The sequence below is a fragment of the Tepidibacter sp. genome (assembly GCF_025210165.1).
Taxonomy (GTDB): Bacteria; Bacillota; Clostridia; order Peptostreptococcales; family Peptostreptococcaceae; genus Tepidibacter_A.
In genome coordinates this window covers 1-13,585 of sequence record NZ_JAOASI010000068.1, presented here as the reverse complement: position 1 = coordinate 13,585, position 13,585 = coordinate 1, and the positions used below count along the sequence as shown (strand labels likewise).

18 protein-coding genes are annotated in these 13,585 nt (G+C 27.8%); 3 read left to right on the top strand and 15 right to left on the bottom strand.

The window, feature by feature from the left end; genetic code table 11:
- Window positions 1-16: 16 nt before the first annotated feature.
- The 14 genes from N4A48_RS10760 to N4A48_RS10695 form a co-directional block, all read right to left on the bottom strand.
- A complete protein-coding gene (locus tag N4A48_RS10760; RefSeq protein ID WP_443081756.1) occupies window positions 17-862 on the bottom strand; it encodes a 4-hydroxy-3-methylbut-2-enyl diphosphate reductase in 846 nt (281 codons plus the stop codon).
- Window positions 863-869: 7 nt separating this feature from the next.
- Window positions 870-1,463: a lysophospholipid acyltransferase family protein gene (locus N4A48_RS10755; RefSeq protein WP_293665941.1), complete on the bottom strand. Its 594-nt coding sequence runs from the start codon at window positions 1,461-1,463 to the stop codon at window positions 870-872.
- A gap of 12 nt (window positions 1,464-1,475) precedes the next feature.
- Window positions 1,476-2,123: a (d)CMP kinase gene (cmk, locus tag N4A48_RS10750; RefSeq protein ID WP_293665940.1), complete on the bottom strand. Its 648-nt coding sequence runs from the start codon at window positions 2,121-2,123 to the stop codon at window positions 1,476-1,478.
- Window positions 2,116-2,499: a chorismate mutase gene (gene aroH / locus N4A48_RS10745; protein WP_293665939.1), complete on the bottom strand. Its 384-nt coding sequence runs from the start codon at window positions 2,497-2,499 to the stop codon at window positions 2,116-2,118. The genes cmk and aroH overlap by 8 nt, the downstream gene beginning before the upstream one ends.
- Window positions 2,500-2,534: 35 nt before the next feature.
- Complete coding sequence (locus N4A48_RS10740; protein ID WP_293665938.1) at window positions 2,535-3,740, bottom strand: NAD(P)/FAD-dependent oxidoreductase; 1,206 nt, start codon at window positions 3,738-3,740, stop codon at window positions 2,535-2,537.
- A complete protein-coding gene (locus tag N4A48_RS10735; protein ID WP_293665937.1) occupies window positions 3,733-4,353 on the bottom strand; it encodes a histidine phosphatase family protein in 621 nt (206 codons plus the stop codon). Before N4A48_RS10735 ends, N4A48_RS10740 begins: the two co-directional genes overlap by 8 nt.
- A 192-nt stretch (window positions 4,354-4,545) precedes the next feature.
- Window positions 4,546-5,406 carry a MurR/RpiR family transcriptional regulator gene (locus N4A48_RS10730; RefSeq protein WP_293665936.1) on the bottom strand — a complete coding sequence of 287 codons (861 nt, stop codon included), beginning with the start codon at window positions 5,404-5,406 and terminating at the stop codon, window positions 4,546-4,548.
- 7 nt (window positions 5,407-5,413) lie between these two features.
- Window positions 5,414-5,959: a 2-oxoacid:acceptor oxidoreductase family protein gene (locus N4A48_RS10725; protein WP_293665935.1), complete on the bottom strand. Its 546-nt coding sequence runs from the start codon at window positions 5,957-5,959 to the stop codon at window positions 5,414-5,416.
- Window positions 5,956-6,783: a 2-oxoacid:ferredoxin oxidoreductase subunit beta gene (locus N4A48_RS10720; protein WP_293665933.1), complete on the bottom strand. Its 828-nt coding sequence runs from the start codon at window positions 6,781-6,783 to the stop codon at window positions 5,956-5,958. Before N4A48_RS10720 ends, N4A48_RS10725 begins: the two co-directional genes overlap by 4 nt.
- Complete coding sequence (locus N4A48_RS10715) at window positions 6,768-7,919, bottom strand: 2-oxoacid:acceptor oxidoreductase subunit alpha (RefSeq protein WP_293665932.1); 1,152 nt, start codon at window positions 7,917-7,919, stop codon at window positions 6,768-6,770. The genes N4A48_RS10720 and N4A48_RS10715 overlap by 16 nt, the downstream gene beginning before the upstream one ends.
- Window positions 7,909-8,136, bottom strand: a complete 228-nt coding sequence (locus N4A48_RS10710) for an indolepyruvate ferredoxin oxidoreductase subunit alpha (protein WP_293665931.1) — start codon at window positions 8,134-8,136, stop codon at window positions 7,909-7,911. Before N4A48_RS10710 ends, N4A48_RS10715 begins: the two co-directional genes overlap by 11 nt.
- A gap of 213 nt (window positions 8,137-8,349) precedes the next feature.
- A complete protein-coding gene (locus N4A48_RS10705; RefSeq protein WP_293665930.1) occupies window positions 8,350-8,925 on the bottom strand; it encodes a class I SAM-dependent methyltransferase in 576 nt (191 codons plus the stop codon).
- 10 nt (window positions 8,926-8,935) lie between these two features.
- Window positions 8,936-9,373: a hypothetical protein gene (locus tag N4A48_RS10700; protein WP_293665929.1), complete on the bottom strand. Its 438-nt coding sequence runs from the start codon at window positions 9,371-9,373 to the stop codon at window positions 8,936-8,938.
- Window positions 9,374-9,388: 15 nt separating this feature from the next.
- Window positions 9,389-10,096 (bottom strand): pseudouridine synthase, encoded by a 708-nt coding sequence (locus N4A48_RS10695; RefSeq protein WP_293665928.1) that lies wholly within the window; start codon window positions 10,094-10,096, stop codon window positions 9,389-9,391.
- A 192-nt stretch (window positions 10,097-10,288) separates the two neighbouring features.
- Between N4A48_RS10695 and N4A48_RS10690 the strand changes: the two genes are divergently transcribed.
- Window positions 10,289-11,380 (top strand): AI-2E family transporter, encoded by a 1,092-nt coding sequence (locus N4A48_RS10690; protein ID WP_293665927.1) that lies wholly within the window; start codon window positions 10,289-10,291, stop codon window positions 11,378-11,380.
- Between the two features lie 81 nt (window positions 11,381-11,461).
- Window positions 11,462-11,614 carry a hypothetical protein gene (locus N4A48_RS10685; RefSeq protein WP_293665926.1) on the top strand — a complete coding sequence of 51 codons (153 nt, stop codon included), beginning with the start codon at window positions 11,462-11,464 and terminating at the stop codon, window positions 11,612-11,614.
- A 118-nt stretch (window positions 11,615-11,732) separates the two neighbouring features.
- Here the strand turns inward: N4A48_RS10685 and N4A48_RS10680 are convergent, their stop codons facing one another.
- A complete protein-coding gene (locus N4A48_RS10680) occupies window positions 11,733-12,968 on the bottom strand; it encodes a putative manganese transporter (RefSeq protein ID WP_293665925.1) in 1,236 nt (411 codons plus the stop codon).
- Between the two features lie 205 nt (window positions 12,969-13,173).
- Here N4A48_RS10680 and N4A48_RS10675 point away from each other — a divergent pair, with 205 nt between their 5' ends.
- The gene (locus tag N4A48_RS10675) at window positions 13,174-13,446 is read left to right on the top strand and encodes a hypothetical protein (RefSeq protein ID WP_293665923.1); all 273 of its coding nucleotides are present in this window, start codon (window positions 13,174-13,176) and stop codon (window positions 13,444-13,446) included.
- Window positions 13,447-13,585: the final 139 nt, after the last annotated feature.

The following is a 13,585-nucleotide window of genomic DNA, read 5'->3' as shown; positions in this document are numbered from 1 at the left end:
CTTGCATTTATTTTAATTAAATATTTTTTATAAATTTTATTACATCTTCTATTATCCAACTAGGAGTTGATGCTCCTGCTGTAATCCCAACAAAAGAATATTTTTTAATATCATCTTCTTCTAAATCACTGACAGTCTCTATATGATATGTTTTAACATTTTCCTCACATATATTAACCAACTTTTGAGTATTCGAACTATGTTTACCTCCAATTACAATCATACAATCGACTTCTTCTGATAATCTACTTGCTGACTTTTGTCTATCTCTAGTTGCCAAGCAAATAGTATTATGTACAATAACATCTTCTAGAATATTTTTTAATTTTTCGCTTATTTCTTGATACATTTTTAAATTTATAGTAGTTTGTGCAACGACACAATACCTCTTATAATTTCTAGGAATTTCATTTAAATCCTCTATATTTTTTATAATTTTAGCTTCATTATTACACCAGCCATTTATCCCTACAACCTCGGGATGATATTTGTCTCCTACAATTATAATTTTATAACCTTTATTATAGTATTTATTAGCTATATCTTGTATTTTTTTTACAAAAGGACAAGTAGCATCTATAACTTTAAGGTTCTTATCTACAGCATTTCTATATATATCTTTTGATACCCCATGAGATCTTATTATAATCTTAGATTTTTCATTTACTTTATCTAAGTTATCTACAACATTTAACCCTTTATCTTCATATACCTTTACAGCTTGTTTATTATGTATAAGAGGACCTAATGAATAAACTTCATATTCATCAATCGTTTCTAATTCATCCCATGCCATATCCATAGCTCTTTGAACTCCAAAACAAAATCCAGCATAATCAGCAACCTTAAACTTCAAACACATCCCCTCCTTAACCTTTGTATTTTTTTATATTTTCACCTATGACATCTAAAACCTGTTGGCTCAAGATTTCATAATCTTTTGAATTTAATTTCTGTCCATAGTATGACTCAAAACTTATAGGTTCATCTATGTATATAGTAATTTTACTAAATAATTTATATGTACCTATTATAGATACAGGACAAACTCTAGCCTTGCCTCTAATCGACAACATGCCTGTTCCAGCTTTTGCTTTTCCTAAACTTTCCTGTTTCATTCTAGTACCCTGTGGAAATATACCCAAAGCTCCATTTGATTTTAATATTTTAAGAGCTGTTTTTATAGTAGATATATCTGTTTTGCTTCTATCGACAGGAAAAACATTTATACCTTTTAAAAAAGATCCAACTATTTTATTTTCGAAAAGTTCTTTTTTTCCCATATAAGAAACTTTCCTTGGCATTAATGCTCCTATTAACATCGGGTCTAAATTATTTTTATGATTTGAAGCAAATATTAAAGGTTCATCCATAGGAACATGTTCTTTACCAATTATTTCTATTTTATAAAACACACTCATAATTGGAATAAATATCCCTTTACATACCTCGTATAATCCCAAATAACTCTCCTCCTATTTTATGTATTCCATTATGTCAGAAACTACTTCTTCTATATTTTTACTAGTAGTATCTATTTCTACAGCATCATCAGCTTTAATCAGTGGAGCAAAAGACCTTTTTGAGTCTATTTCATCTCTGTTTTTAATATCATTAACTATATCTTCTAAATCTATATTATGTCCTTTTGTTCTTAATTCATTATATCTTCTTCTTGCTCTTTCATTTATACCTGCTGTTAGATAAAATTTGAGATTTGCATTCTTAAATACATAACTTCCAATATCTCTACCATCCATTATTACAGAGTATTTTCTACCCATTTTTCTTTGAATTTCTACCATTATTTCTCTTATTTCTTTTATTTGAGCAACTTTTGAAACCTTTCCACTTACACTTAAAGTTCTTATTTCATCATTTACAATTTCATCGTCTAAATATATATTATTGTCTTTAAAGTCTATATGAGTTTTTTTAGCCATTTCTATCAAAGCTTCTTCATCATTAATATTAATCCCATCTCTTATAGACTTATATGTAATAGCTCTATACATTGCTCCTGTATCTATATAGTTTATATTAAGTCTATTTGATATTATTTTTGCAATAGTGCTTTTCCCTGCCCCCGCTGGCCCATCTATTGCTATAACCATATTATTCATTAGATCCACTCCTTATACTCAAATCTGTTCTTAACTTTTTGGCCTCATTTAAATAAATATGAATTATTTTATTTTTTTTTATATCTGTGTTCACATGCATTAATACTCTTATACATTTATTTAAACTATTTTTTATATACTTTTCTTCAAAATTTAAAAGAGGTATATCGTTAAGATTCAATAATTCTCTTACAGCAACAGAAGGATATACTTCATCTAAATCCCTTGTCATTGTAAATATAATGCTAACTATATCGTCTTCATTTAAATTATTCATATCTATTATTTTTTTTATTAATATCTTCGTTTCATTTAATATACATGTTTTTTCATTTTTTTCTACAGTAGTAGCTCCTCTTATAGCTAATGTCCTCATTTTATCACCATCGCAAATCAATATTATATCAAACTTTATACACTTATACCAGCTAGATAGCCTGTTGAGAAAGCAATTTGAAGATTATATCCTCCAGTTAAACCCTCTATATCAATAATTTCTCCAGCATAATGAAGATTTTTTATAGATTTAGATTCCATAGTAGATGAGTTTATAGATTTAACGCTTATTCCTCCCGAAGTGACTATAGCTTCATTTATACTTTTTGTTCCCTTACAATTTAATTTTAACTCTTTTATACTATCTACTATCTTGTTTTCTTCTTCTTTTGTCAAATTATTTGGCTTTTTATTAATACTTAAGTATTCTAATAGCTGTTTTGTAAAATTAACAGGAAGAATCTCTTTTAGATTATTATATATACTTTTATTATTATTATTTCTTATAATTTTTCGCACTTCATCCTTTGATATATTTGGAACAAAGTCAAATTTCAATTCAATATTCCCATCTTGCAAATATTTATTTATATAAGAAGATAAATTAAGTATAACAGGTCCAGTTAATCCAAAATGTGCAAATAAAATATCTCCCTCTATACTTATTTTTTTATTTTTAAAGTATTTTGCAGATACCTTTATGTTTTTCAATGAAATTCCCTGTAAATTCTTTATCCAACCTTCACTAAATACAAGAGGTACTAAAGCTGGATATATTTTAGTTATATTTTCTCCATATTTTTTTAATAAACTATGAATTTTCCCATCAGATCCAGTCTTAGAATAAGAATGCCCACCAGTAGCAATTATTACTTTATCAGCTTTTATGGTATGATTATCATTTAATATAATACCCTTAACTTCTTCATCTTCAACAATAATATCTGTAAGTGTTTTTTCATATATTACTTTTACTCCGACTTTATTCAACTCATCATTTAATACTTTTATTATTACATCAGACTTATCTTTTTCAGGATAAACTTTAAAGTCTTCTTCTATTTTGAATTTTATACCACGTTTTATAAAAAAATCTAGAAGATCTATATTTGTAAAAGTGTACAAACTACTGTATAGAAATTTAGGATTTTTTATTATTTTTTCAAGAAAGTCTTCTATATCTCTTTTATTAGTTATATTACATCTTCCACCACCTGTAATTTTTAATTTTTTACCTAATTCTTTATTTTTCTCGATTAATATTACTTCATTATTCCTAGCAGCTGCTATTGCAGACATCATACCTGCTGGACCTGCTCCAATTACAATAACCTTACTCATATTTTTCACCTTCTAAATGACTTGTATCATTAGTCTTTATTATTACTGGTCCATAGTTTCTAAACTCTACTATATTTAAAGCTGTATTATCCTGTTTTATCTTATATATATTTGATAACTCACTTTCTAATAAGGCAAGTAGTAATACTTTTATTGACATTCCATGAGATACCAGCACTATATTAGAATTTTCGTGTTTCTCATTCAATTCATTTATACAAACCAATAGTCTTTGTTTTAACTTATACAAGTTTTCAGCTTTAGGTATTAACGCTTTATGTGGCTCATTTCTCCATACAGTATAAACATCTGGATAATCTCTTTTTATTTCTTCTATTGTAAGACCTTCCCAATCTCCAAAATTTATTTCTCTAAGAGATTCTTTATAATCTATCTTTTTACTCAAAGTATTAGAAATTATTTCAGAGGTTTGAATAGTTCTACCAAGATCGCTACTATATATATAATCTATATTGTATTTCGAAAGCTTTTTGGCAAGTTTTCTAGCTTGTTCAATTCCATTTTTAGTTAATTTTGAATCTCCATGACCTTGAGTTCTACCATCTATATTCCAAAAAGTTTCTCCATGTCTTACTATGAAAAATCTATTCATATATAGTCCTCCTCTTTTTTATTATAATTCAACTAAATATTATATAATAAATCTTTTCAAAAATAAAAAAGTCTTCCTTTGAAGCTTTTCAAGGTAGACTTTTTTGAAATTCGTGACGGAATTTATACTTATCTATAATTTTAAATAAGAATATAATTTCCTACTCATTATAAAAAGAAATAGGAAAATTTCCTATTTCTCGTCATAGACACGATATTCTTTCCATATGGTTTCTAATTTATCAAAATACTCTTTTATTTCTTCTTTTTTTCTCATACCTATAGCAACTATTATCGCATTTGCAACACTTAAAGGAGCAACTAAAGAATCAACGAATGAAGCCATATTACTCTTAACTGGAATAATTTCTTCAGATATAGATGCAACAGGGGCAAGCACACTGTCTGTTAATGATATTATACTAGCTCCTTGCTTTTTAGCATAATTAGCAAGCTCAAATGTTTTCTTTGAATATCTCGGAAAACTTATAGCTATTACTAAGTCATCTTCTGTAACTTTAAGAATTTGCTCAAATACATCACTTATTCCATAACTCACTATATTTACATTATCTAATATTATATTTAAATAAAAACCTAGATATTCAGATATAGCAGTAGAACTTCTAAGACCTACTATATATATTTTTTTTGCTTTTAATATCTTATTTATCCCTCTTTGAAAACTTTCTTCATCCAGTTCTTCTACAGTTGATTTTATATTTTCTATATCAGATTTTAATACTTTCTTAAGTATAGTCCAATCATTAGAATACTCTTTAGACATCTCTACTCTTTGAACTGTTGTAAGCTTTGTTTTTATAAGCTCCTGTAGTGATTTTTGAAGTTTAGGATATCCGTCAAATCCTAATGCATTAGCGAATCTAACTACTGTAGATTCACTTACACCTACTTTTTCACCTAATTTGCCAGCAGTCATAAACGCAGCTTTGTCATAGTTTGAAAGTATAAACTGGGCAATAAGTTTTTGACCTTTGCTTAATTTAGGAAATTGTTCTTTTATAATAACAATTAAATCTCTAGCTTCTTCCATATAAAACTTAACTCCTATTTAATATATTTTTTATCAACATTTTCCCTTCATCAAAAGCTTTTATATTTAACTTTTCACTACCTTGAGGTACTCTTGCTAATATTGCTTCTTTTAAACTTTCGTCTTCGATATCCTCAATAAGTTCTTCAATAGCCCCTAATGCAACTATATTTGAAACCATTTGCTTTCCTATTTTCTCTTTAGCAGTATCTATTATAGGTATCTTATAACAAAAGTCAATATCTATATTATCCCCTATATTCACGCAAGAATCAACTAGCAATATGGATTTTTTACTTATATTTTTTGCATATTTGTCAAAAGATTTTTGTGTTAGGCACAAAAGTAAATCTGGTTTATTAACTTTTGGATAATTTATATCTCTATCACTTATTATAACCTCTGATTTGCTAGCCCCCCCTCTAGCCTCTGGTCCATATGATTGACTTTGAACTGCATTAAATCCATTTTTTATAGCACTCTCAGCTAATATTATACCAGCGAGTATCAATCCTTGCCCACCAGATCCTGTTAACCTCAATTCTTTTTTCACACAGACATCTCCTTTTTAAACATATCTATAATTTTAAAATATTCTTCTATATATTCAGGTTCCTTAACATCTTTAAATTCTCCCATTAATATCTTGTTCTTTATATCATCTCTATCTAACTTATCTTTATTTGATATATCAATAAATTTATATTTCATTTCTTTTATTGAATCAACTGCACTACCTTTTTTATTTTTTCTTCCGTAATAAGTTGGGCAAATGCTTGCCCCTTCTACTAAAGAGAATCCTTTATGATTTATACCTTTTCTAACATATTCAACCATTTTTTTTGCATGATATACAGTAGCTCTAGCTACATAAGTTGCTCCTGCACCTGATGCTAGTTCACAAATATCAAATGCCTTATCTATATTTCCATAAGGTGCTGTAGTACCTTTTTCTTTATTAGGAGTTGTAGGAGAATATTGTCCGCCTGTCATTCCATATATATTATTATTGAATATAATAGTTGTTATATCTATGTTTCTCCTGCATGCATGTATCAGATGATTTCCGCCTATAGCACTAGCATCTCCATCTCCTGATATAACTATAACTTTTAAATCTGGATTTGCAACTTTAAGACCAGTTGCAAATGCAATCGCTCTTCCATGTGTTGTATGCAATGTATTAAAATCCATGTAGCCTGCTGCTCTTGATGAGCAACCTATACCAGATACTATACATACTTTATCTTTATCTAAACCCAATTCTTCTATTGCAACTGCTATACTTCTCATCAATATTCCATGCCCACATCCAGGACACCAAATATGTGGAAGTCTATCTACTCTAAAATTATTTTTTATTACTTCACTAGGCATTTTTTCAATACCCCCTTTACGCAATCATTTATGTACTTAGGAGTTATAATTTCTCCATTTGCTTTATTAATTCCATAAATATTACAATCATCTTGAACTATTCTCTCTACTTCTTGCCTTATTTGTCCTAAATTCATTTCTGGAACAAATATCATATTTTTATCTTCACTTATTTGTTTTATTTTTTCCTCTGGAAATGGCCATATTGTTTTTAAAACAAACATACCTGCTTTTATACCTTCATTTCTAAGATTCTCAACTGCCTCTTTAGTTGACCTTGCCATACAACCAAATGTCACAAATAAGATATCAGAATCATCAACTAAATATTCTTCGTATATTAATATATCATCTAAATTTGAATTTATCTTGCCCATTAATCTATTTAATAGCTTTTCAGCTTCATCAGTGCTATTAACAGGAAATCCTGTTTCATCATGTACAAGTCCTGTTACATTGTATCTGTATCCTTCTCCAAAATTTGCCATAGCAGGAACTAAATCCTCAGTATATTCATATGCTTTATACTCATTTGGATCTACTTTAGGTTTTTTTCTATTTATTACAGGCATATCTCCTTTATTTGGAACTATTACTTTTTCTCTCATATGTGCTATAACTTCATCCATTAACAATATTACAGGAGTTCTGTATTTTTCTGAAAAATTAAATGCTTTTACAGTGAGTTCAAATGTTTCACTAACACTCGTTGGCGACAGAACTATTATTGGATGATCCCCGTGAGTCCCCCATTTTGCCTGCATTACATCTCCTTGCGATGGACAAGTCGGAAGTCCAGTACTAGGTCCTCCTCTTTGCACATTTACTATTACACATGGTATTTCTGTAATACATGCATATCCTATGTTTTCTTGTTTTAATGAAAATCCTGGCCCACTTGTCGCTGTCATTGATTTTAATCCCCCTAATGATCCACCAATAACAGCTGCCATACTAGCTATTTCATCCTCCATTTGTATAAACTTACCACCAATTCTAGGAAGCATTACAGATGATAATTCTGCAATTTCAGTTGAAGGAGTTATTGGATATCCAGCAAAAAATTTCATACCAGCATATATAGCTCCATGTACACAAGCTTCATTCCCTTGAAGAAATTTTATATTATTGTGCATACGATTCACTCTCCTTACAAATTACTTTTTCTAAGTATATTGCATAATCAGGACATCGCATCTCACATAATCCACATTTTATACATTTATCTTCTTGTTTTATATTTACCTTATCATTTTCTATATATAAAATTTTTTTAGGACAAAACTCTATACATATTCCACATCCCTTACACCAATCATATTCTATAACTATTTTTTTATCATCCCCTGGCATTTTTTTACCCCCAATGCATTTTAAAATCTTTGTTTACTTCATATTATCAAACTTTTTAAGTTTTTGCAATTTAAATTTCATTTCTATTCGAAATACTTTCATTTTGAAATAAAACTTTCTTTATTCTAAAAATTCCAAACGGCGAATTCCCAATATTTCACACTAATTCATCTATATTTTTGAACAAAAAATAGCCCTAATAAAGAGCTATTTCTAATCTACTTTTTTCTCTACCAATATAAGTTGTGGAGGATTATTTTTTTGATTTTTAAAACTACATTTTAATACATCAAATTCTCTTTGTTCTAAATCAAATAATAATTTTTCTATTTCTTCTTTTTCTTCTATAGCACCCTCGTGTCCTAAATATACACAAATACTTAATATCCCATTTTTTTTTAGTAAATGAAGTGATTTTTTTAATGCTTTAATAGTTGTGTTTGGTTTAGTTTTTATACTATGGTCTAATTTAGGTAAATAACCTAAATTAAAAAATATACAATCTGCTTTTTCATTTATATGTTTATCCATATTTTCATGTCCATCTAATATAAGTCTAACATTGTCGAATAAATTTTCTTTTCTTAGTCTTTTTTCAGTATTTTCTATAGCTTGCTTTTGTATATCAAAACCATAAACTTTTCCTGTGTTCCCTACTTTTTCAGCTAAATATTGTGTATCATATCCATTACCAACCGTAGCATCTATAACTACATGCCCTTCTTTAATTATGTCTTTATTTATTAATTTTGTTAAATCAGTTACATTAGTTAAATATTTAGATCTCAAATTTTTCCTCCTAATATTCTTTGTTATTCTTACAAGGATTTTTAAAAAAGTCTGTAAGTTTTATATATAAATATTCATTTTCGTCTATATTAATATCTAATAAAAAATCTCTATTATTTAAATCATTAAATCCTATGTTTTTGTAAAAACTCATTTCATCATATTTTTTAACCATAAATATATTTATGCCATTAATATCAGCCATATTTAATAAAGACTTTATAAGTCCATCTTTTAAAACCATTCCTAACGTTTTGTCAATAACATTTATTGTTTTTAAAAAAGCCATATTATTTTTTATTTCATAACCTGCAAATCCTAAAAGTTGATTATTTTCATATGCACACAATATATTTTGTTTAATTTTGCTATAATCTATATCTTCTTTATCTAGAATAGATTTAATATTAATTTCACTTTTTTCATACATTTTGCAAATACTTATCATTATTTTCACCTCTAATTATAAAGATTTTAAATAATTTATTTCCTTTTGAGTTAAGTTTCTATATTTTCCTACTTTTAAATTTTCAAGTTTTATATCTCCTATAGCTATTCTTCTTAAAGATAAAACAGGATGACCTATAGCTTTACACATTTTTCTCACTTGTCTGTTTTTACCTTCATGTATTTTAATTTCACATATACTTTGCTTTTCCTCTTTTTTTATAACTCTAAACTCTGCTGGTGCACTTACATACTCATCTATTTTTAATCCAGTCTCAAACTGTTTTATTTTAATTTTATCAGGTACAAATTTTAGTCTTGCTAAATAAGTTTTAACAACTTCATGCTTAGGATGTGTTAATTTATATGTAAGATCTCCATCATTAGTTAGTATTAAAAGTCCTGACGTTTCATAGTCAAGTCTTCCAATAGGGTATATTCTTTCATCAATATCTTTAACCAAATCTAATACTGCCTTTCTCTTGAACTGATCTTTTACAGTTGTAACATATCCTTCGGGCTTATTTATAAGTATGTATACATTTTTTTGTTCTAATTTTATTATTTTCCCATTAACTTCTACTTTGTCTTGATTTTCATCAACATCTATTCCTAGCTCTTGTACTATTTTTTCATTAACTTTTACTTTCTTGTTTTTTATTAATTCATCAGATTTTCTTCTTGATGCTACTCCACACAGTGCCATATATTTATTTAATCTCATAATAGCTCTCCTCTTCTAATTTGTTGCTAAATCATATTTTTCATAATACATACTTTTTTATTATATATTTATATATGTTTTTTTTCTATAGATTTTAACCAATTTATATTGTATAAGACTTCATATAATGTTAAAATACCTCTTATATCATAATATTTCAAATACATTAAGTTATTCTGCAGGAGGTTTGTAATGTTTTCAAAATATAAAACTAAACATGTGATTTTTTTACTATTGATATCATTAATTATCTTTAAACTTGTAAACAATCCAGAATTTTTTATTCAAAAATTTAACTCTATACTTTCTTTGATAAGTCCTTTTATTTGGGCTGTTTGTATTGCATATATTCTCAACCCAATAATGGTTTATTTTGAGAGAAAATTTAACATGAGAAGGTCTTTTAGTATAATGCTTATTTACTTATTATTAATAAGTATTATAAACTTCACAATTACTATACTATCTCCTAAAATAATAGATAGTATAAACGATTTATCTGAAGATCTTCCAGTGTATATGTCTACAGCTCAAGAATGGGTAAATAAAAATATCATAAAATCTAAATTACTACAGTACAGTAATCCTTTTTTAAAAGAGAATTTAACAGAGATAATAAATGAAATATTAGGATTTTTAAATATTACATCTAGTAATTTAGTTACTCAAGCTATTAATATTACTTCTAATTTATTAAATGCTATACTTGGAGTTATAATATCTATTTACCTATTAAAAGATAAAGAAAATCTTATATATAATATCAAAAGACTTTTATATGCTATTTTAGGAAAATTTAAATCAGATAAGGTTGCAGATTTTTTTAAGATAGTTAACAAAATTTTTTCCCAATATATAATAGGAAAATCTATAGATTCTTTGATAATAGGTATTATATGTTTTGTAGGTTTATTAATGTTAAAGGTTCCTTATGCTCTTTTAATCAGTATAATAATATGTATATCTAATATGATTCCTTACTTTGGTCCATTTATAGGAGCAGTTCCTGCTATACTTATTACTTTAATAAATAACCCTATACAAGCTATTTGGGTTGCTTTATTCATATTATTACTTCAACAATTTGATGGTCTTTACCTTGGACCTAAAATTTTAGGAGATAAAGTCGGATTAAATCCGCTATGGATTATAGTTGCAGTTATATTAGGCGGAGGACTATTTGGTATTGCAGGTATGTTTTTGGGAGTTCCTGCTATGGCTATTATAAAAATACAACTTGAAAAATATATAAATATTAAATTAAAAGATAAGAGCATAATATAACAAAAAAGTAAAAAACTTCACATATATAATTTATTTCATTGGTTAAATTAATATAAAGAATATTTAAATGGAGGTAAAACAATGTATAAAAATACTAAAAACAAATCATGTAATGATAGATTAGAATTTGCCGATGAACTGAATATCCCTAACGCTCTTCAACCAAAGCAAACAGGTTCTGTAAGCCAAAACACAAGTAAGCCAGTGTCTAAAAAAAATAAAAAACCTAAATAAAATTCGTCTACGCACTAACGCGGTGACTCATATTAGCAGCGATCCCTATGGGCTCCGTTGCTCCAAAATAATCTCAAGTATAACTTTTTAACAAGTTATCAGTAAAATAAGAATGGGCTTAAAATAAGCCCATTTTTATTTCTATAAAATAAATTATAATTCCAACAACTAGAGCTGGTATTGTAGTTATAATAGTTGCCCATAATGATGACTTTTTATCTATAGCCAAAAGAGGAAACAAAGCATCTCCATCCTGTGATATGGCATTTGAAGCTAGTGCTGCAAAAGGAACCATTCCTCTTGTAAATAAAGTTACAAAAATAACCTGAGGACCACAACCTGGTATTAATCCAATCAAAGCTCCTACTATAACAGATACTAAGCCTTGAGATACCATAATATTAGTAAGTGCAAGTTCACCTAAAGCATAATTCCCATTCCCTATTGTAAATATAGATATTTCATATATTAAATATGCAACATACACCCAAGTTGATACAAATGCAGTTTCTTGAGCATTATGTATCAAAGTTTCTTTTAAAGACATTCTTTTAAGCTCTTCTTCCTCATGTGTATCATCTTGTAAAAACTTATTGCTCATTATCATCATTATTATGGATATAACTGTACCGCTTATCCCAATAATCTTACCTAAATTCTTTATACCTAGAGTATTTACATCCATTTGAAAAAGTAACATAACACCTAAAATAAAACCTACGAATATAAAAGCCCAGTATACATAAAAACTACTATGCGTTATTTTATAGCCTATACTGTTAATATCTTGATGCCCTTTAGCATTATGATGAAGAGCTATATCAATTTCATCACCTTCTTCATGTCCGATATGCATGTAATTAATACTCATATTTTGAACCGTATGATCAGATTCCTCATTTATCTTTTTAATTTCTTCACTTGGTAATTTAGTAATATTTTTTATAAGTTTTTCTCCTACTTTATAATAATCAACTACATACCCCGTTATAATAGCTACTACAAAAGATATTACACTAACTACTATATACTGTATTGGTAGCGTTGATATTATTACAAAAGCAGAATCCCCCATAGTTGCTATAAGAGTTGCTACTATAGTTCCATAGCTTACCTTACCTTTTACAAATAAAGGCATTATAAATATTGCACCCCCACATCCAGGAGTTAATCCCAGTAAAGCGCCTAATATAGGTTGTATTTTTTTTGATTTTTCTATACTTTCCACAAATTTTCCTGATTTTTTGTAGTTTATATATCCAAATAAAAGCAGTACTACCCCTACGAATACACTAACTTGTAAGAAAGCATTTTCAGCACTAGTTAAAATTATATTTAATATGTCTCTTATCATATATTTTCACTTCTCCTTTCTATATTTTATATAATACCCTTTTATTTATATTTTAAAAATTTTATTCATTTGTTTTTAATTGATTTTAATTATCATTGTCAATTATATCATATTAATTTGATTTTGAACATATTTTTAAAAATTTTAATATTGTATCAATTTTTAATTTTATATCATAAATTAATATAAGAAAGGAGGGAAATGCATGTTTTTATATAATCGTCAACAACCTCCCGGACCTCCACCTTCATATACACCTAAAAAACCAAGCTCAGGTCCAGGTTTAAAAATGGTAGATCCAGGAGCTATAAGATTCTGTCGTTATAAATTTACTTATATATGGCTTGAAAATGGACGAAGTTTTTGGACTTGGCTAGTATTTGTCGGTCCTACCTCTGTAGCTGGATTTAGATGGATGAGAGGCGGTTGGAGATTTTGGGGAACAGATATTAGAAATATAGATAGTTTCTCTTGCTAATCAGGACCACCCGTAAAACGGGTGGTTTGCTCCAGCCCTAGAAGGGCATATTACTCGCTGTATCTCAAGATACATTGAAAGGTCTGCCAACCGCTTATTTTTTCAGGCTACCTCTAAAGAGGTTATTTTTTGCCTTTCA